The following is a 17488-nucleotide window of genomic DNA, read 5'->3' on the forward strand; positions in this document are numbered from 1 at the left end:
GCCCGGCCCCGATGGCCGGGCTCTTTTGCATTTTGGCTTTTGCTGATAACGCAAAAAGGCCGCTCCCAGATTTGGAAGCGGCCTTTTTGCGTTCGAATCAAGCTATACCAAGATGCCCTCGGCGACGACGCTTTGCACTTCGGGCACCATGCGCTTGAGCAGGTTTTCGATGCCTGATTTCAGCGTGACGGTGGCCGAGGGGCAGCCCGAGCACGAGCCTTGCAGGTTCACGGTCACGACGCCTTCGTGGTAGCTTTTGAAGGTAATATTGCCCCCGTCCTGCTCCACGGCGGGGCGCACGTAGTTATCGAGCAAGTCGATGATTTTCTGGGCCGTTTGGCCTTCCTGAGCGGTGGGGTCGCCGGCCGTAGCCTCCTGGGCGGCCTTTTGCTCAGCGGCGGGGTCTACGGTAAATAAGGGGCCCCCGGCCTCCACGTAGCCCTTCAGGAACTGGCGCAGCTCGGGGATGAGCTGCGTCCAGGCCAGATCAGGATGGTTTTTGGTAACAGTGACGAAGTTCTGGGCGATGAACACGCGGCCCACGTAGTCGAACCCGAACAGCTCCTGGGCTACGGGCGAGTTGGCGGCGGCCTCCAGCGTTGGGTAATCCACGCTCACGCCGTCGGCGAGGAGCTGCTGGTTGAGGACAAATTTCATGCTCTCCGGGTTCGGCGAGGCTTCGGCGTAAATGGATATAGCGGACATGGCGGTAAGGAGTTGACTGTACGGGACAAGGGCCCCCAGGGACGGTACCACAACAGCGCCGGCGCGGGAGAGGTTGCAAAGGTACTACAGCGGCACAGCTCCCCTTGCCAATCTATTCTTAATTAGTCTAGTTAAGGATAGTGCATACCACGAAGTAGGGTGCGGGGCTTGTCCCGGCTCGTCGTTGAACGAAAGCCGACTGAACCGTTCAAGGACGGGCGGGGGCAAGCCCCGCACCCTACTTCGTTTTCGCATTCTACTTCGTGAACAGTATGGTGCATGCCACCTAGAGTAATTTTCAGGCCCGCGTACCGGCGGACCAGGCAGTACACCGACCTGAAAACTGCTATAATCTAACTTACAGCTTGTTGCTGCGCGCCCGCAGCAGCAAATCGACCAGCACGAGGTGGGTCATGGCCTCCACGATGGGCACGGCGCGGGGCAGCACGCAGGGATCGTGGCGGCCGCGGCCGGCCAGCGTCACGGCTTCGCCGGCCTGGTTGACGGTAGGCTGAGGCTGCAAGATGGTGGCCACGGGCTTGAACGCCACCCGAAAGTAGATATCCTGGCCGTTGGAAATGCCGCCCTGGCTGCCGCCGCTGCGGTTGGTGCGGGTGGCGATTCGGCCAGCTTCGTCAGTATAAAACTCGTCGTTGTGCTGCGAGCCGGCCTGCTTCGTGCCTTCAAAGCCCGAGCCGAACTCGAACCCCTTCACCGCGTTGATGCTGAGCAGGGCGTGGCCCAGCACGGCGGGTAGCTTGTCGAACACCGGCTCGCCGAGGCCCGCCGGCACGCCGGTAGCCACGCCCGTAATCACGCCGCCCACGGTGTCGTGCGCGTCGCGCGCAGCCCGGATGCGGTCCTCCATGCGGGCCGCGGTGGCAGGGTCGGGGCAGCGCACGAGGTTGGTATCAGTCAGGCTCAGGTCCAATTCCGCGTAGCCCACGGGCACTTCAATTTCGCCCACCGCCGACACGTAGGCCTGTACCCGCACCCCGAAGTGCGCCAGCAGCTGCGCGGCCACAGCCCCGGCGGCTACACGGGCAGCCGTTTCACGGGCCGAGCTACGCCCCCCGCCGCGGTGGTCGCGGCGGCCGTATTTGGCGTCGTAGGTGTAGTCGGCGTGGCTGGGGCGGTAGGCTTGGGCAATGTGCGAGTAGTCGTCGGAGCGCTGGTCGGCGTTGGGAATGAACAGGCTGATGGGCGTGCCGGTGGTCAGGCCCTCAAACAGGCCCGACTGAATTTGCACGCGGTCGGCCTCGTTGCGCGGCGTGGTCAGCTCGCTTTGGCCGGGGCGGCGTCGGTCCAGCGCGGCTTGGATGTGCGCCGCTTCGACGGCCAGGCCCGCCGGGCAGCCGTCAATAATTACCCCAATGCCGGTGCCGTGCGACTCGCCGAAGGTAGTGATGCGAAAAAGGGTACCGAAAGTATTGGACATGAGCAAACGAAACAAAGAAAGAGCGAAATAAGGGGCAACGGGCCGGCAAGTTCGCGGGAAAATTATCAGCCGGTGCGCCGCCGGGCCTGCCACCAGCCGGCGGTGGCAAGGCCCAGCAGCGCCAGCAGTAGGCCCCCGGCGTAGCGCCGCGCCTGGCCATAGGCATCGAGGGGCTGCCAGACGGCATCGGCGCGGGCAATGGCGGGGCCGTAAAATGGATCGGCGGGCGCCGCACTGGCTGCTGCGGGAGCCAGCGCCGCCGCGGCCGCCCCGGCCCGAATCTGGAGGCGCAGGGCCGAGCGCAGCGTGTCGTAGCGCCCCGTCACGGGATCGAACACGGCCAATTGCAAAAGGCTGTCGAGCGGCAGGGGCCCCGGCCGCTGGGCCACCAGCCGGTAGCGAAACAGCTTGCGCCCCCCCCCGCCGGGCAAGGTTTCGTCGCGCACCTCGGGGCCGTACACGGCCAGGCCGGGCCGCGGGGCCAGCACCGGCGGCGGCAGGGCCCCCAAGTTACCGCGCCCCTCCACACCAAACGTATAGCTGAACACCTGCCCTGCCGCAAACTCGGTGCGGCTAATGGATTCGTGCAGCTGGTAATGGCCCACGGCCGCCGGCCTCCCCCCACCGCGCCGCGCCGGCAGCGGGCGCACGGCCACCGCCAGGGCTGGGGCCAGATAAGTTTTGTACTGGGCCAGGCGGCCGTCCACGCCCGGCTCGGGCTTTTTCAGGAGCCGGAACTTAGTCATCGTCAGGGCCAGGGGCGGGAAGCGCAGGGGCTGGGCCGTGAGCGGGTAGTAGGTGGTTTCGGCCAGCCGGAAGCGCAGCAGCAGCTCGCCGCCGCGGCGCACGGTGTCGGGCAGCACCCGCTGCTCGGCGGCGGGCACTTCCCAGGCCGTGGTTTGGCGCAGCTGGCCGATGAGGCGCGGCAGCTGCTCGTCGAAATCGTGGAAGGCCAGCACTGCCTGGTCGGCGGGCCGCAGGTAAAACGACAGCGCCACGCGTACGCCCTCGCCCACGTACACCTGCCGCCGGTCGGCCTCCAGGGCCAGGGCCCCGCGGTCGGGCACGTCCAGGTACAGGGCCGGCTTGGGCTTGCCAAATAGCTGGTCGAGGGCCCCCACGCCTTGCAGGGGCGCGGTGCCGGCCGCCGGAGCCTTGGCGGCCGGCACCGTTATTACCGCCGGGCCCACGTGCACGGTGCCGCCGCCGCTACGCACGCGCAGGCCGTTCACCGTTAGTTGGAACGGCTTGATGGCGTAGTCGCCCTCGCCGTAGGGGGCGTAGCGCTGCGTCAGGGTTAGCTCGCTAAAGCGGCGGCCCGCCACAATTTGGGTAGTGGTAGTGCTCGTTTTGCCGGCTTTTTTAAAGCCTTCCAAATCAGGAAACTCCGTGTACTCCGCCAGGGGGGCCCCGCGCAGCCGAAACGCCAGGGTATAGGTACCCGTGACCGGCACGCTGGCCGGGCCGAGCACCAGCTCAGCGTGCAGTGGCTCGGGCTGGGCCCAACTGGGCCGGGCAGCCAATAGCGAAAAAATAATGGCCAGAAATGGCAGTGCAATCGTTCTCAATCTATTTTTAATCTCTATCATTTAAGAGGCTTAAAATGGCCTGAACCACTAAATAAGGCAGCTATAGCTCAGTATTATCAGCATTGTATTAAAACAAGAACAAAATAATTTAATGAATAACACAATCCCTTCGACGCGGCGGCCCGTATCTAGCCCACGAAACGCCTTTGGCGCGCAGTTCATTTGGTGCATGTTGCTTGCACCAACACGCAGCTATACCGGAGTGCCGGGCAATGAAAATCAGTTTATTTCATTTTTTACCATTTTCCTTTTTCACCATGTCCCAACACTCCCAAGTAGGCGACCAGGACGAGCTAAACATCGCCAAGCCGTTGTACACGCCTATCAAACGGCGTTCGTTCTTCATGTATGCCGGCGCTACTGCTGGGGCTACCGCGCTGTTACTGGCCGGTTGCTCGAAAGATGACACCACTGGCCCCACTCCTCCTCCAGTCGGAGGCACTGTAAGCTTGGGCTCGGGCGACGTTGGTGTGCTAAACTACGCTTACGCCCTGGAACAACTCGAAGCTGCTTTTTACGCACAAGTGAAAGCATCTACCGTGATGGGTTTCTCGCCTGCTGAAACCGCTTACTTTGCCGAAGTAGCATCCCACGAAGCCATTCACCGCGACTTCTTCAAGGCTGCCATCAACCGCGATGCTCCTGGCAAGATTTTGCAAGATTTGACTCCGAACTTCACAGGCATTGATTTCACCAAGCGCCTCATGGCGGCCGGCGATGTCAAACTGGGCGTGCTCGACGCCGCGAAGGCATTCGAGGACTTGGGCGTAGCCGCTTACAATGGAGCCGGCAAACTCATCAAAACTGCCGCTTACCTGGTCATTGCTGGTCAGATTGTATCGGTTGAAGGCCGCCATGCGGCTTATGTCCGTGATTTGATTAATCCGGGCTCTTTCGCGGCTGATGACCAGGTAGACCCCATTAGTGGCCTCGATAAGGCCATGGCCCCACTTGACGTCATCAAAGCTGCTTCTGGCTTCGTCATGGAGAAGCTCGATGCCAGCATGGTTGGCATGTAATCCCTTTCTTTTCTACTAGTCATCAACCTCTGTTATGGATTTCTTCAAAATAATTGACCAGCTCGGTGAAGTGGACGCCGACGTTCTGGGCCGCTTCGATTCGCGCCGCGCCGTTTTCAGTTCCCTGGGCACGGTAGCCAAACGTGCGGCCCTCACCGCTACGCCCCTTTTCCTGGGGGCTCTGTTTCAAAAGGCCTACGCCGGCACGCAGTCCATGCCAGTAGATGTGTTGCAGTACGCACTTACCCTGGAGCTGTTCGAGCAGGACTTTTACAAAAAGGTGCAAGCATCGACCCAATACATGGGCGCCGCAGCCGCTGACAAAGCAGCTATCGACCAGATTAAGAAGCACGAAGACTCACACGTTAAATTGCTGAGTGGCGCTATCACAAGCCTCTATGGCACCCCGGTTACGGGTGTGACGTTCAAGTCATCAGTGTTCGCCACGCTGGCAACTTTCAATGGTGGAACTTTTGCTACCAGCCAGCTTGGCATTGCTCAATTACTAGAAGATACCGGCGTGCGCGCATACAAGGGCCGGGCCGGCGAATTGCTCGGCACTGACTTGTTGACTGTAGCGCTACAAATTCACTCGGTGGAAGCTCGTCACGCTTCGCACATCCGCACCATGCGTGGCCAGCGGGCTTGGGTTAACCCAGGTGATGACGCTGCCGCGCATCCTACCTACACAAGTGGTGTGACTGGTCCAACATCCACTACGTCACCTTTTGGCTACGGTATCCCAGCATACACGGCTCCAAGCCCAATCGAGAACAACACCGTTCAGTCGAACGTCCCCATTACCACGGGCTTAGCTAGCCCGTACACCGCGAATGACGCTGCTGCTGCATTCGATGAATACTTACAGGCTGCCGAGGTTCTTGACGCTTCGCGCGCTGGTGGCTTAGTAGGTGCCTAAGCAACTGGCTCAGATCCATCCTACAGATTAAAAACCGCCGGCCTCGCAATGCGCGAAGCCGGCGGTTTTTTTTAGTACATTCTCTATAATAGCCTAACTCGTTGTTAGTGGAAATCAGCTATTTCCAAGCATCAGGACCTAACTGCATCTATAAAATTTGGGGATTCGCCCGCCGAAAAGGTAGCCCTGGTCGATTTCCTTGCGTACTAGAGCACCGTAACCGTTGAGCACCGCGTTCCTACCCGAGCGGCGGTGCTTAAGCCGATGTAACTTGTGTACGCGGCCGGCTGCTTTGCCCTCCTTTCCCTAGCCCACCCAAGTCCCATGCTCGAATATGCCAAAATCATCTTGCTAAAAGTTAGTTTTAGCAGATTGCTGTTTGAGAAAGAACTGCGCAAAGCGCTCAAAACCGTATTGCCGGCCGACCTGGCGTACTTCCGCACGTGGTGCTATGCCGAATTTTCGCGCCTCTACCGCCGCGTGCTCAAGCGGGTATTCCGAGCCCACGCCGGCCTGGGGCCCGCCCTAAGCGGCGTTTAGGGCCCCACGGGGTTACGCTTCGGGCAAAACGAATTTGATGTTGCGTGTGAGGCCCGCGTAGCCCGTCCGCTTCACCGCCGACTGGCGGAACAGTTCCGTGAACAGTTCGTGGGTGATTTCGCGCCAGTCGCCGGGCGTTAGGTTTTTCAGGTCGGGGTGGGCCTGGAATTGCGGCTCCTGGTGGGGCTTGGCGAAGCGGTTCCACGGGCATACGTCCTGGCAGATATCGCAGCCAAACACCCAATTGCCAAACTTACCACCTACTTCGGTCGGAATCTGGTCCTTCAGCTCGATGGTGAAGTAGCTGATGCACTTGCTGCCGTCCACCACATAGGGTTCGGTAATGGCTTGCGTTGGACAGGCATCTAGGCACTTGGTGCATGTGCCGCAGTAGTCGCGGATGGCCCCGTCGTACTCAAGGTCCACGTCCACAATCAATTCGGCGATGAAGTAGAACGAGCCGCTGCCCGGCGTGATGAGGTTGGAGTTTTTGCCCACCCAGCCCAGGCCACTTTTCTTGGCCCAGGCCTTGTCCAGCACCGGGGCCGAATCGACGAAGCAGCGCCCACCAATTTCGCCAATCTCGGCCTGCATATCAGCCAGCAGCATTTTCAGCTTGTCTTTGATGACGAAGTGGTAGTCGCGCCCATAGGCGTACTTACTGATTTTCAGCGTATCGTCGGGCTGCTGCTCTTCCTTGGGCGGGTAGTAATTGAGCAGCAGCGAAATCACCGATTTGGCCCCGTCCACCAACAAGCGTGGGTCGAGGCGCTTGTCGAAGTGGTTTTCCATATAGGCCATGCGACCGTTCATGCCGTGCTTGAGCCAATTTTCGAGCCGCGGGGCTTCGTCTTCCAGGAACTCCGCCTTGGAAATACCGCACGCCATGAAGCCCAGCTCGACCGCGCGGCGTTTAATGAAAGACGTCCAATCAGCGCGAAGAAGCATTAGAAAACAGGTATTTAGGGCCCTAAATAAACGAAGAACGCACCGCTTGGGGCGGCGCGTTCCGTGTGCTGTGCAGAGGAAATTTGGCAATCTTTTCCATTTAGATAGGCCGTTATGCTTATCTGACGGCCTATTTAAACGGCTATTACGCCGTAATCTCGGCAAATAAGTCGCCGTTGTTGCCGCGCAGATGGTTGGGCAGCAAGCGGCCCAGGTGGTGGTAGGCAGCTTCGGTAGCCTCGCGGCCGCGCGAGGTGCGCTTGATATAGCCTTCCTGGATGAGGAACGGCTCGTACACTTCCTCGATGGTTTCGCCCTCCTCGCCGCAGGCCGTGGCGATGGTAGTGATGCCCACGGGGCCCCCTTTGAACTTGTCGATGATGGTGGTGAGGATGCGCTTGTCCATGTCGTCGAGGCCGCGGGCGTCCACGTCCAGCGCGTTCAGGGCAAACTGCGCAATATCCACCGTGATGGTGCCGTCGCCCTTGATTTGAGCAAAGTCGCGGGTGCGGCGCAGCAGGTTATTGGCAATGCGCGGGGTGCCGCGCGAGCGGCGGGCAATTTCAAAGGCCGCGTCCTCGTGAATGGGCGTGCCCAGGATTTCAGCCGAGCGTAGCACAATGGTGGTCAGTAGCTTGGAATCATAATATTCCAGCCGGGCCGAAATACCGAAGCGGGCCCGCAGCGGCGCCGTGAGCATGCCCGAGCGGGTGGTGGCCCCCACGAGGGTAAAAGGCGAGAGCGAAATCTGCACCGAGCGGGCGTTGGGGCCCGAGTCGAGCATGATGTCGATGCGGTAGTCCTCCATCGCCGAGTACAGGTACTCTTCCACCACGGGATTCAGGCGGTGGATTTCGTCGATGAACAGCACATCGTGCGGCTCCAGGTTGGTAAGCAGGCCGGCCAGGTCCGAAGGCTTGTCGAGCACGGGCCCCGAAGTCATCTTGATGCTGCTGCCCAGCTCGTTGGCAATGATGTGGGAGAGCGTGGTTTTGCCCAGGCCGGGGGGCCCGTGCAGCAGTACGTGGTCGAGGGCGTCGCCGCGCTGCTTGGCGGCGGCTACGAACACCTTCAGGTTTTCCAGGATTTTGGCCTGGCCCGTGAAGTCGTCGAACGACAGCGGCCGCAGGGCCTTGTCGATGTCCTTGTCGGTGGCGTCGAACTGTTCGTTGCCGCCGGTGAGATAGGCTTCGCGCATGGGTTAGTTATCGGTTGGTAGTGGTCAGTTGGCAGCCGTCGGGGCCCTGTTACTCAACCCCAACCGCCGGAAAAAAGCTCCCGTTTTTTTAGCAAAACCGCACGAAGCGCCTAGGCTCTGCTAACGGTTCATTAGCACTTCAATATCGAGGTGCAGCCAGTCGTCTTCCCAGGCTTTGTGGTTGAGGCGGGCCCCAATGTCGAAGCCGGCGTCAAGCATCCGCGCCACCGTTTCGTTGTGGCCCTCGGGCAGGTAGCCGAGCCACACGTTGGCCGGGTGGGTGGTGGGGTGGGTGTGTACCTGCACGGCCCAGTCGTCGTAGTGGCTGTCGGGCTCGCGGGTCAGCAGCAGGGCCTGCCCAATTTGCAGCGAAGGCTCTACTTCGTCGATTTCGGGGCGGCGGTGCGAGGTGCCCGCGACGAGGCACTCCAGTAGCACGAGGGGTTCGGTAGCCTGCTTCATGGGGCCAAATTACGGGGCAGATGGCGAACCAGCCGAATAACCGCTAAGGAAAGACATAAGGCTAAGCGCTGGGGGCCCTGCGAACCGTACGTACCAACTTTGAACTGAAAGTTTGCCGATTACTCTTCCGTAACGTTCTTCAGCAGACGTGCTGTTTCATCTTTACCGATTGATGCTGTTTCCGCTTTGTCGTAAATAGCTAGCAAGAACAGTTTGACCTTTTGGGCTTTTTCATCAATAACCCGGCGGTAAGTGATGACACGGGCCCCGCCGCTTTTGCCACGGCTTTTACTGGCAATAGCCAAGCGAATCTTATAACAATCCTGCCCCAGCGGTTCGCCGTGGGTAGATTCCTGTCGCAGCATTTCGGCCAATCGGGCCAGCTCGGGCTTTAGCGAACGATATTTTTCAACTGAGGCTTAGCTTCCCGTCGGAAATTTGCCGTGGTTACAACCAGTACGCTTGGCTCACTCACAGCGAAGCCAGGAAATCATCCAGGCTGATTTCGGGCTGGCGGCCGGTCAGTATTTCCGGCACCTCACGCAGGGCCCTATGCATTCCGTTCAGCACCAATTCGCGCCCTTGCAACTGGCGGTAATACTGCTTCAACTCCAGCCAATCGGCCATCGGCAATACCACGGCCTCGGGCTTGCCGGCGGCATCGGTGAGGTAGTGGAAGGAATCAGTGGTGGACATAACAGCTTTATTTAATCGAGTAAATAAATATTGCTGAAGCTTCTAGCGCAGCCAGAGAGCGGGGTATACGTGGTGGCCTGACAGCCAGCATTGTTCATTAAATAATAATGCTGGCGGAATAGCTTGCGTGAGCTTTTATTTCCCTTCAACCATCCCTCATCATGAAGAAATTCTTTGCTTTGGCAGCCCTGGTCCTAGCCGCAACTGGCTCCTGGGCTTTTTATCCGAAGACCACCGAGCCCAGCGGCTACATGATGGTAATAGGCCGGGTTTACAATAAAGCTTATTCGGCGTAGTTAGCGAGTTTCGCGTGGACAGGTGCGCGATAGGCGCGGTGCGGGCTGCGCACGCGCAGGTTGTGCAGCCCACAGGCCACGACCATGACCGTATCGCGCACCCATTCGCCGCGCAAGCGGATAGTGCCCTGCACCCTGTGCAGGCGCTTGATACCGCTGTGCGCGTGTTCGATAACGACGCGCAACGGACTCAGCAACTGGTTATACAGCTTTTGGGCAAACGTCAACTCCCGCTTCGGCGGCTTCTTGTGGGGCATCTCCACCACGACCCCGGTCGGGGCGTGGCCCAGCAAGCCCAAATCCTGCCGTAACACGCAGCCCGCCGGTAGGTGCAGCGCGTACTCGTCGGCCAGTTTTTTGTCGTGCGCTCGCCCGCTTTCCGTAGCCGAGAGAAAATGCACGTACTGCGTGGAATCGCATAAGGTCATGTTTTTTACGCGGTGCGCTTTTTTTTGGCGCTGTACTCCTCGGCCTGGGCCTCCCGGTCCGTGTTACGTGGTACGCCCCGCTCGACCCCGTCGTAGGCAAAGACCGGCTCCGGGTGGTTAGCCAGGCGCTGAGCCAACTCGCCGCCGTCGCGCACGGGCAGCAGCCCGCGCCGGGCCAGCACCTGGTTGAGCACGCCCAGCAGGGCGGTAGCCAAGTGGCTGACGCGCGCTTGCGAAATGCCAAAGCTGGCGGCCTGGTGCTCTTGCAAGGCGTTGCTTTTGAGGTAGGTGAGCAGAAAAAAGAGCTTTATATCGCTGCCCGCCAGCACGGCGTTGGCCCGCTCGCGGTGGGCGGGGAACGCCCGTTTGGTTCCTTCCAGGGTGTGGTAGCGGTGGTGGCGCTCCCAGGCCGGGGCAAAGTCGGTCAGCAAGTCGTCAAACTCCGCCGCTCGCAAGCTGGTTAGGGCCAGAAACTGGCGGGGCCGCTCGCGCAAACTCAGGTAATCCATAGCCAAATTTACGCCTCGCCTACGGGTAGTAACTTAACACACACTTCCGAATTAGCTTTAATAACTATTCTCTAGTTACCGTCAGTCCTACCGGCGAAACTGATACGCAGGTCATTGATGATAAGACCCACGGCAATAGTGCTGACAAACAGCTACTAGCCAGTGAACAACTATATCAAGCAGAAATTCGCAAAATCAATTCTTTAAAACAAGTCGGTTGGAAAGTCACCAGTGTATCGGTTCACTCTAGCCAGTCTTTGCTTTATCACGAGGATGTTTATTTACTAGAAAAGTAACATCTTGGTCTATGCAAACGGCCGTCCCAAATCGAGACGGCCGTTTTCGATTTTATTGGATTAGATCCTTACTTAAACGCCTGAATTCCCGTGATATCCGCGCCCGTAATGAGCAGGTGGATATCGTGGGTGCCTTCGTAGGTGATAACCGATTCGAGGTTCATCATGTGGCGCATGATGGGATACTCGCCGGTGATGCCCATGCCGCCGTGAATCTGGCGGGCCTCGCGGGCCACGTGCAGGGCCATGTCGACGGAGTTGCGCTTGGCCATGCTGATTTGGGCGCTGGTGGCCTTGCCTTCATTTTTGAGCACGCCCAGGCGCCAGGCCATGAGCTGGGCCTTGGTAATTTCGGTGATCATCTCGGCCAGTTTGCGCTGCTGGAGCTGGAAGGCGGCGATGGGCTTGCCGAACTGCTCGCGCTCCAGGCTATACTTGAGGGCCGACTCGTAGCAGTCGATGGCCGCGCCGATGGCGCCCCAGGCAATGCCGAAGCGGGCCGAGTCGAGGCAGCTGAGGGGGCCCCGGAGGCCTTCGATGTTGGGGAGTATGTTCTCCTTGGGAATCCGCACGTTGTCGAATACCAGCTCGCCGGTGGTGCTGGCCCGCAGGCTCCACTTGTTATGGATTTCGGGCGTGGTGAAGCCTTCCATGCCGCGCTCCACAAGGACGCCCTTGATGCGGCCTTGCTCGTTTTTGGCCCAGACCACGGCCACCTGGCACTCGGGGGAGTTAGAAATCCAGAGCTTGGCACCGTTCAAAACGTAGTGGTCGCCTTCCTCCTTGATGTTGGTGGTCATGCCGCCGGGGTTAGAGCCGTGGTCGGGCTCCGTGAGGCCGAAGCAGCCCAGCCACTCGCCGCTGGCCAGCCTGGGTAGGAACTTCTGGCGCTGCGCCTCCGAGCCGTACTGATAAATGGGGAACATCACGAGCGAGCCCTGCACCGAGGCCGTGGAACGCATCCCGGAGTCGCCGCGCTCAATTTCCTGCATAATCAGGCCATAGCTGATGTAGTCCATGCCGCCACCGCCGTACTCGGTGGGGATGGTGGGCCCGAAGGCCCCCACGTCGCCAAACTTGCGCACGATTTCGGAGGGGAAATGCGCCTGCTGGGCCCACTTCTCGATGTTGGGCGAAATCTCCTTTTTTACGAAGTCGCGGATGCTCTGGCGCACAAGGATATGCTCCTCGGTGAGCAGGCCATCGAGGTCGAAATAATCGGTGAAGCCGTTGGCGTTGGTGCTGCCGCCCTGGGCGGTGTGGGCTTTGGCTTCGGGGGCAAGGACGTCGGCGATGGAGGACATGGGGGGGGAAGTTATGGGGGGGGAGCAAAGGTAACAAGCCAAGCCGCAGGACGTTCAGCAGGCCGCGTGGGCAGCGGCAAATTATTAGCCGGCCGCGCGGCCAGGCGGGGGCTCTATTCCACGCCCACCGTCAGCGCCAGCTCGTCGCCGGGGGCGTAGGTGCGGCCGGGCGGCGCGGGCACATCTGTGAGAGTGGGGCCGCCGGCCAACTGCACCAGCAGCCGGCCACTGGGCAATATTGCCACTACCCGGCCTGCCAGGGGCCCCGGGGGCTCCGGCGCCGGGGGCCCCACGCGGCGCACTTGGCCCAGGTCCAGCTCCACCACGCGGTGGGCGAGGCGGGCAATTTCGGCCGGGTCGTGGCTGATGAGCAGCGTGGTGAGGCCAAAGTGCTGGTGCGCATCGGCCAGCACCTGCTGGAGGCGCAGGCGGGTGGGCAGGTCGAGGGCCGAGAGGGGCTCGTCGAGCAGGAGCAGGCGCGGGCGGCGGGCCAGGGCGCGGGCCAGCGCCACGCGCTGCTGCTGGCCGCCCGACAGGGCCCCGGGGCGGCGCGGGGCCAGCTCGGTTAGCTCCATCAGGGCCAGCAGCTCGGCTACCAGGGGCCCCGCGCCGGGCTGACCGGCGGCGGCAAAGGCCAGGTTTTCGCGCACCGTCATATTCGGAAACAGGGCATAGTCCTGAAACACGAAGCCCAGCGGGCGCCGCTGCGGCGGCAGCCACTGGCGCGCATCCTGGTCGTACCAAACCTGGCCCCCGGCCCGCACGAAGCCGCCGTCGGGCCGGTCGAGGCCGGCGAGCAGACGCAGCAGGGTGGTTTTGCCGGCGCCCGAGGGCCCCGTTACGGCCAGCAGCTCGCCGGGGGCCAGGGCCAGGGCCACGTCGAGGGTGCGGGGGCCGGCGGCGGTGTGCAGGGCTTTGCGGAGGTGGAAGTCAATCACGGACAATTAAGTTGTCAGTCATTAGTTGTTAGTTATTGGATAGCCATAAGTTGCTGACCAACAAATTATAACAGTCAAGTAACGACCCATTTACTTTTGCACGGACAATTACAGCAGGCGGCGGGCGGAGTCTCTTTTTGTTACGTAAAAGAGTAGCACCAAAATAACAAAGGCCACGCCCAACAACGTGAGGGCGTAGGCGTTGGCCTGCGGGTAGTGCAGGCTCTGCTGCTCGTCGTAGATGGCGATGGAGGCCACGCGGGTGCGGCCCGGCAGGTTGCCGCCAATCATCAGCACCACCCCGAACTCGCCCAGGGTGTGGGCAAAGGCCAGCACGGTGCCGCTGAGCAGGGCGGGCTTCATGTTGGGCAGTAGCACCCGCCAGAGCGTGGTGAGGCGCGACTTACCCAGCGTGTGGGATGCCTCGGTGAGGGAGCGCGGCAGGTTTTGGAACCCGGCTTGCAGCGGCTGCACCATAAACGGCAGGCTGTACACCAGCGACCCCACCAGAATGCCGGCAAACGTGAAGTTCAGGCTCAGCCCCAGCGTGTTAATTAAAAACCGCCCCAGCGCTGTGTCGTCGCTGAACGCCAGCAGTAGGTAAAACCCGATTACGGTGGGCGGCAGCACCAGCGGCAGGCCCACCACGGCCTCCAGCAGCGGCTTGAAAAAGCCCCGGCTGTGCACCAGGGCGTAGGCCAGCGGGATGCCCAGCAGCAGCAGCAGCCCCGCCGTGCAGGTGGCCAGGGCCAGCGTCAGGCGCAGGGTTTCCCAATAATCGGGGGTTAGCTCAAACGCCAAACGGATGGGTAGCAAATAACGGTGAATGAATGCTTTAGCGACCGCCGGCCAGGCTGAAGCCGTACTTGCGCAGCGCTTGCCGGGCCACCGGGCCGGCTACAAACGCCACGAAAGCCGCGGCCGCGGCGTTGCCCTGGGCCCGCTTCAGCAGCACGTAGCTCTGCTGCAAGGGCGTGTGGGCGGCGGCCGGAATCAGGTAGAATTTGCCCAGGCGGCGCAGCTCGGGGCTGAGGGCCAGCGAGTAGGCCAGCAGGCCGGCGTCGGCCGCGCCGGTGCTGGCGTACTGGGCGGCCTGGCCGATGTTTTCGCCCAGCACCAGCCGGGGCTGCACCCGGTCGTAGAGCTGGTAGTGGCGCAGCACTTCCTCGGCCCGGCGGCCGTAGGGGGCGTGGGCGGGGTTGGCAATGGCCACGCGCTGCATCCGGGGGTCGAGCAGCGTGTTGATTCCCTTTAGCTTAGGGTCGACTTTCTTACTCCACAGCACCAGGCGGCCCTGGGCGTAGGGCACCGGAGCCCCGGCCGTGAGGCCCGCCTGCTGCAAGCGCCGCGGGTAGTCGCTGTCGGCCGAAAAGAAAATGTCGAATGGGGCCCCGTGGCTCAGTTGCTCATAAAACCGGCCCGACGAGCCATACACCACGCTGGCCTGGGCTGCGGGATGCCGCCGGTTAAAAATCGTCACCAGCGAGTCGAGCACGTACTTTAAATCGGCGGCGGCGGCAATGGTGAGCGCCGGCCCCCCCGGGGCGGGGGCGGCCCCCCCGGCCCCCCCGGCGGCCAGCAGCAGGCAGAATAGGAATATTAAGCGGCGCATGGCAATTACGGTAAGGGCCACCCGATAACTACCGGGTGGCCCTATGGTTATATTCGCAAAGATACTGCGCTGCGCCGGGGCCCCGGGGGCCCTAACTCAGCGCCTGGCGCTGCGCTACCAGCGCAGGTTCACCGAGGCCAGGAAGTTGGTGAAGGCCTGCGGGTAGTAATAGCTGTAGTGCTGCGGCTGGCCGCCGCTGATGTAGCCGTAGGTGTAGCCGTTGTTCACGTACTTGGCCCCCAGCACGTTGTTGAGCAGGCCGGCCAGCTCAATCTCGCGGAAGCCCAGCTTGCCGGGGTGCCAGAGGTAGCGCACGCGCAGGTCCTGCACGTAGTAGGGCGCGATGCTGCGGCTGTCGGTGCTGGTGTTATCCAGGTACTGGCGGCCGGCGTAGCGGGCCAGCGTGGCCAGGCGCAGGCCGGGCAGCGCCTCGTACTCCAGGGTGTAGGCGAAGGTGACGCTGGGCGAGAACGAGATGTTGGTCTGCCGGAAAGCCGTGCCCCGCTCGCCACCGTTGTCATAGTCGGCCAGGTAGTCGGTGTAGTTGTTGATTTTGTTGCGGCTGAACGTGGCCGTGGGGCTGAAGGTGAGGCCCCGGGCCAGCACCGCGGCGGCTTGCAGCTCCAGGCCGGTGCGGTACGAGTCGCGCACGTTGGCGTGAATAGGGTTGCCCACGTCGTCGAGGTGGCCGCTGAGCACCAGCTGGTTGCGGTACAGCATCAGGTAGTAGTTGGCCGACCATTGGATGGGGCCCGTGGTGCGGCGCAGGCCCAGCTCGAAGTTGTTGAGCATTTCGGAGGTGGGGCGGCGGTCGGCGGGCGTGTCGGTGTAGTCGGTGCGGGTGGGTTCGCGCTGGGCCAGGGCGTAGGAGGCGTAGGCCGCCAGCCCGTCCTTCACCTGGAAGGTGAGGCCGGCCTTGGGGTTCAGGAAATTGAACTTGATGGTTTGCTGGCTCTTGCCGCCGTTGGGGCTGCCGTCGGGCGCAAACAGCTCGTAGTTCACGTACCGAAATTGCAGGTCGCCGAAGGCTGAAAGCCGCTCGCCCAGCGCCACCGTGGCGCGGGCGTAGCTGTTCACGTCAAGCTTGTGGGCGTTGGGCTCCTCGGCGTAGCGGTAGCCAGTTTCGGGAATGTTATTACCCCGCTGGGCCCAAGTCAGCTCGTCGAAATGCTGGCCGCGGTAGTTCACCAGGGCCCCGCCCAGGGTGAAGGATTGCAGGCGCGAATCAGTGCCCTTGGGCTGCAGCTGCAAGGCGTAGGTGGCGCCGTAAAGGTCGGTTTTCAGCCAGCGCCGGCGGATGACGTCGGTGGTCGTCAGCGTGTCGAGGCCGCCACCGGTGCGCGGCTGGTACACGGGGCCCCCAATGCCGTACTTGGCAAAGCTCTGGTTGGCCTTATACTCCTCGTAATAGCCGCCGCCCCGCGTCCAGAAGGGCGTCACGCTCAGGTTGAGATTAGGGGTTAATTGCCTTGAAATCAGAAATTGGTAGTAGTCCTGCTGGTAGTTGTCGGTTTGGTTTTTGTAGGCCGGCAGGTGCTGGCCGGCGTCGGTACCGGCCTCGTTGTAGCGGCGGTTTTTGGTGAGCAGCGAGTCGGCCAGGCCGTACCAGCTTTGGTAGGTGGTTTCGTAACCGGTGATGATGAGGGCCCGGAGCAGGGTTTTCTCGTCGGAATAAGTGCCGGCCAGGTACAGCGACTTCAGCCGCGACGCGCCCCGGTCGATGTAGCCCTCGCTCTGCACCCGCGAGGCGCGGGCGTCCACCGTGAAGTGGTTGTTGATGAGGCCCGTGCCGGCGGCCACGGTGCTTTTCCAGGTGCCAAACGAGCCGGCCGAGTTGTTGATTTCGGCGTAGGCTTTCGGCCGCAGGCCCAGGGTTTCCACGTTCAGGCTGGCCCCGAAAGCCCCCGCGCCGTTGGTGCTGGGCCCCGCCCCGCGCTGCACCTGGATGCTCTGCACGGACGACGCCAGATCGGGCAAATCGACGAAAAACACGCCGTGGCTTTCAGCTTCGTTCACCGGCACCCCGTTGAGGGTCACGTTGATGCGCGTACCGTCCGTGCCGCGGATGCGGATGCCGGTATAGCCCACGCCGGTGCCTGCGTCCGAGGTAGTGACGACGCTCGGCGTCTGATCGAGCAGGTAGGGCAGGTCCTGGCCGAAATTGCGGGCCTGGAGCTGCTCGCGGCTCACGTTTTGGTAGGCGGTGCCGGTGCGCTCGTTGGCGCGGGTAGCCGTGACGACGGCCTCGGGCGTGAGGTTGCGGGCCGTTTGCAGAGCCAGCGCGGGCAGCTGCTGGGGGCCCGGCTGGCCTTGCAGCGGCAGGGCCACGGCCTCGAAGCCCACGTAACTGGCCCGCAGCGTGTGGGGCCCCGCGGGCACGGCCGGCAGCACGAAGCGGCCGGCGGCATCGGTGGTGGCGCCCAGGCCGGGCACATCGGGCAGGGTAATGGTGGCGCCGGGTAGGGCCGCGCCCCGGCCGTCGGTGAGGGTGCCGGACACGGGGCCCTGCGCCCACGCTGGCGCGGCGGCCAGCGCCAGCAGCACGGCTCCCGCAAAGGGTTGAATTTTCAAAAAAGAAGTAAAAAAAGTAG

Annotated in this window: 19 protein-coding genes; 4 read left to right on the forward strand and 15 right to left on the reverse strand. The window is 61.9% G+C overall.

Annotated features, from left to right (window positions below; all coding sequences use genetic code 11):
* Window positions 1-102 precede the first annotated feature (102 nt).
* The 3 genes from DDQ68_RS11990 to DDQ68_RS12000 form a co-directional block, all read right to left on the reverse strand.
* Window positions 103-705 (reverse strand): NifU family protein, encoded by a 603-nt coding sequence (locus DDQ68_RS11990; protein ID WP_109656520.1) that lies wholly within the window; start codon window positions 703-705, stop codon window positions 103-105.
* Between the two features lie 358 nt (window positions 706-1063).
* On the reverse strand, window positions 1064-2143 hold the full coding sequence (aroC, locus tag DDQ68_RS11995; protein ID WP_109656521.1) for a chorismate synthase: 1080 nt from the start codon (window positions 2141-2143) through the stop codon (window positions 1064-1066).
* Between the two features lie 65 nt (window positions 2144-2208).
* Window positions 2209-3666, reverse strand: a complete 1458-nt coding sequence (locus DDQ68_RS12000) for a BatD family protein (RefSeq protein WP_162550058.1) — start codon at window positions 3664-3666, stop codon at window positions 2209-2211.
* A 323-nt stretch (window positions 3667-3989) separates the two neighbouring features.
* Here DDQ68_RS12000 and DDQ68_RS12005 point away from each other — a divergent pair, with 323 nt between their 5' ends.
* The 3 genes from DDQ68_RS12005 to DDQ68_RS12015 all read left to right on the forward strand — a co-directional run bounded on the left by DDQ68_RS12005 (window position 3990) and on the right by DDQ68_RS12015 (window position 6210).
* The gene (locus DDQ68_RS12005; RefSeq protein ID WP_109656523.1) at window positions 3990-4751 is read left to right on the forward strand and encodes a ferritin-like domain-containing protein; all 762 of its coding nucleotides are present in this window, start codon (window positions 3990-3992) and stop codon (window positions 4749-4751) included.
* A 34-nt stretch (window positions 4752-4785) separates the two neighbouring features.
* Window positions 4786-5670 (forward strand): ferritin-like domain-containing protein, encoded by an 885-nt coding sequence (locus tag DDQ68_RS12010; protein WP_109656524.1) that lies wholly within the window; start codon window positions 4786-4788, stop codon window positions 5668-5670.
* Between the two features lie 324 nt (window positions 5671-5994).
* Window positions 5995-6210: a hypothetical protein gene (locus DDQ68_RS12015; protein ID WP_109656525.1), complete on the forward strand. Its 216-nt coding sequence runs from the start codon at window positions 5995-5997 to the stop codon at window positions 6208-6210.
* A gap of 12 nt (window positions 6211-6222) precedes the next feature.
* Here DDQ68_RS12015 and queG read toward each other — a convergent pair whose 3' ends face one another.
* From queG to DDQ68_RS12040, 5 genes are all read right to left on the reverse strand, one after another.
* Entirely contained in the window at window positions 6223-7158 is a 936-nt protein-coding gene (queG, locus tag DDQ68_RS12020) for a tRNA epoxyqueuosine(34) reductase QueG (RefSeq protein WP_109656526.1), read from the reverse strand.
* Window positions 7159-7303: 145 nt separating this feature from the next.
* The gene (ruvB, locus tag DDQ68_RS12025; protein ID WP_109656527.1) at window positions 7304-8356 is read right to left on the reverse strand and encodes a Holliday junction branch migration DNA helicase RuvB; all 1053 of its coding nucleotides are present in this window, start codon (window positions 8354-8356) and stop codon (window positions 7304-7306) included.
* Window positions 8357-8476: 120 nt separating this feature from the next.
* A complete protein-coding gene (locus DDQ68_RS12030) occupies window positions 8477-8818 on the reverse strand; it encodes an HIRAN domain-containing protein (protein WP_109656528.1) in 342 nt (113 codons plus the stop codon).
* Between the two features lie 119 nt (window positions 8819-8937).
* A complete protein-coding gene (locus tag DDQ68_RS12035; protein WP_245897026.1) occupies window positions 8938-9183 on the reverse strand; it encodes a hypothetical protein in 246 nt (81 codons plus the stop codon).
* A 106-nt stretch (window positions 9184-9289) separates the two neighbouring features.
* Complete coding sequence (locus DDQ68_RS12040; protein WP_109656529.1) at window positions 9290-9514, reverse strand: hypothetical protein; 225 nt, start codon at window positions 9512-9514, stop codon at window positions 9290-9292.
* Window positions 9515-9675: 161 nt separating this feature from the next.
* Here DDQ68_RS12040 and DDQ68_RS24285 point away from each other — a divergent pair, with 161 nt between their 5' ends.
* Window positions 9676-9810, forward strand: a complete 135-nt coding sequence (locus tag DDQ68_RS24285; protein ID WP_281271037.1) for a hypothetical protein — start codon at window positions 9676-9678, stop codon at window positions 9808-9810.
* Here DDQ68_RS24285 and DDQ68_RS12045 read toward each other — a convergent pair.
* The 7 genes from DDQ68_RS12045 to DDQ68_RS12075 all read right to left on the reverse strand — a co-directional run bounded on the left by DDQ68_RS12045 (window position 9798) and on the right by DDQ68_RS12075 (window position 17468).
* A complete protein-coding gene (locus tag DDQ68_RS12045) occupies window positions 9798-10238 on the reverse strand; it encodes a transposase family protein (protein ID WP_109656530.1) in 441 nt (146 codons plus the stop codon). The two genes, DDQ68_RS24285 and DDQ68_RS12045, sit on opposite strands and share 13 nt — an antisense overlap.
* A gap of 5 nt (window positions 10239-10243) precedes the next feature.
* Entirely contained in the window at window positions 10244-10747 is a 504-nt protein-coding gene (locus DDQ68_RS12050) for a transposase family protein (protein WP_109654390.1), read from the reverse strand.
* Window positions 10748-11111: 364 nt separating this feature from the next.
* The gene (locus tag DDQ68_RS12055; protein WP_109656531.1) at window positions 11112-12347 is read right to left on the reverse strand and encodes an acyl-CoA dehydrogenase family protein; all 1236 of its coding nucleotides are present in this window, start codon (window positions 12345-12347) and stop codon (window positions 11112-11114) included.
* A 113-nt stretch (window positions 12348-12460) separates the two neighbouring features.
* The gene (locus DDQ68_RS12060) at window positions 12461-13285 is read right to left on the reverse strand and encodes an ATP-binding cassette domain-containing protein (protein ID WP_109656532.1); all 825 of its coding nucleotides are present in this window, start codon (window positions 13283-13285) and stop codon (window positions 12461-12463) included.
* 108 nt (window positions 13286-13393) lie between these two features.
* Window positions 13394-14101 carry a molybdate ABC transporter permease subunit gene (gene modB, locus DDQ68_RS12065; RefSeq protein ID WP_245897027.1) on the reverse strand — a complete coding sequence of 236 codons (708 nt, stop codon included), beginning with the start codon at window positions 14099-14101 and terminating at the stop codon, window positions 13394-13396.
* Between the two features lie 19 nt (window positions 14102-14120).
* Window positions 14121-14897 carry a molybdate ABC transporter substrate-binding protein gene (gene modA, locus DDQ68_RS12070; RefSeq protein ID WP_211320140.1) on the reverse strand — a complete coding sequence of 259 codons (777 nt, stop codon included), beginning with the start codon at window positions 14895-14897 and terminating at the stop codon, window positions 14121-14123.
* A gap of 114 nt (window positions 14898-15011) precedes the next feature.
* The gene (locus DDQ68_RS12075) at window positions 15012-17468 is read right to left on the reverse strand and encodes a TonB-dependent receptor (RefSeq protein WP_109656535.1); all 2457 of its coding nucleotides are present in this window, start codon (window positions 17466-17468) and stop codon (window positions 15012-15014) included.
* Window positions 17469-17488: the final 20 nt, after the last annotated feature.

Origin of the sequence: Hymenobacter nivis, assembly GCF_003149515.1 — a bacterium.
Classification (GTDB): domain Bacteria; phylum Bacteroidota; class Bacteroidia; order Cytophagales; family Hymenobacteraceae; genus Hymenobacter; species Hymenobacter nivis.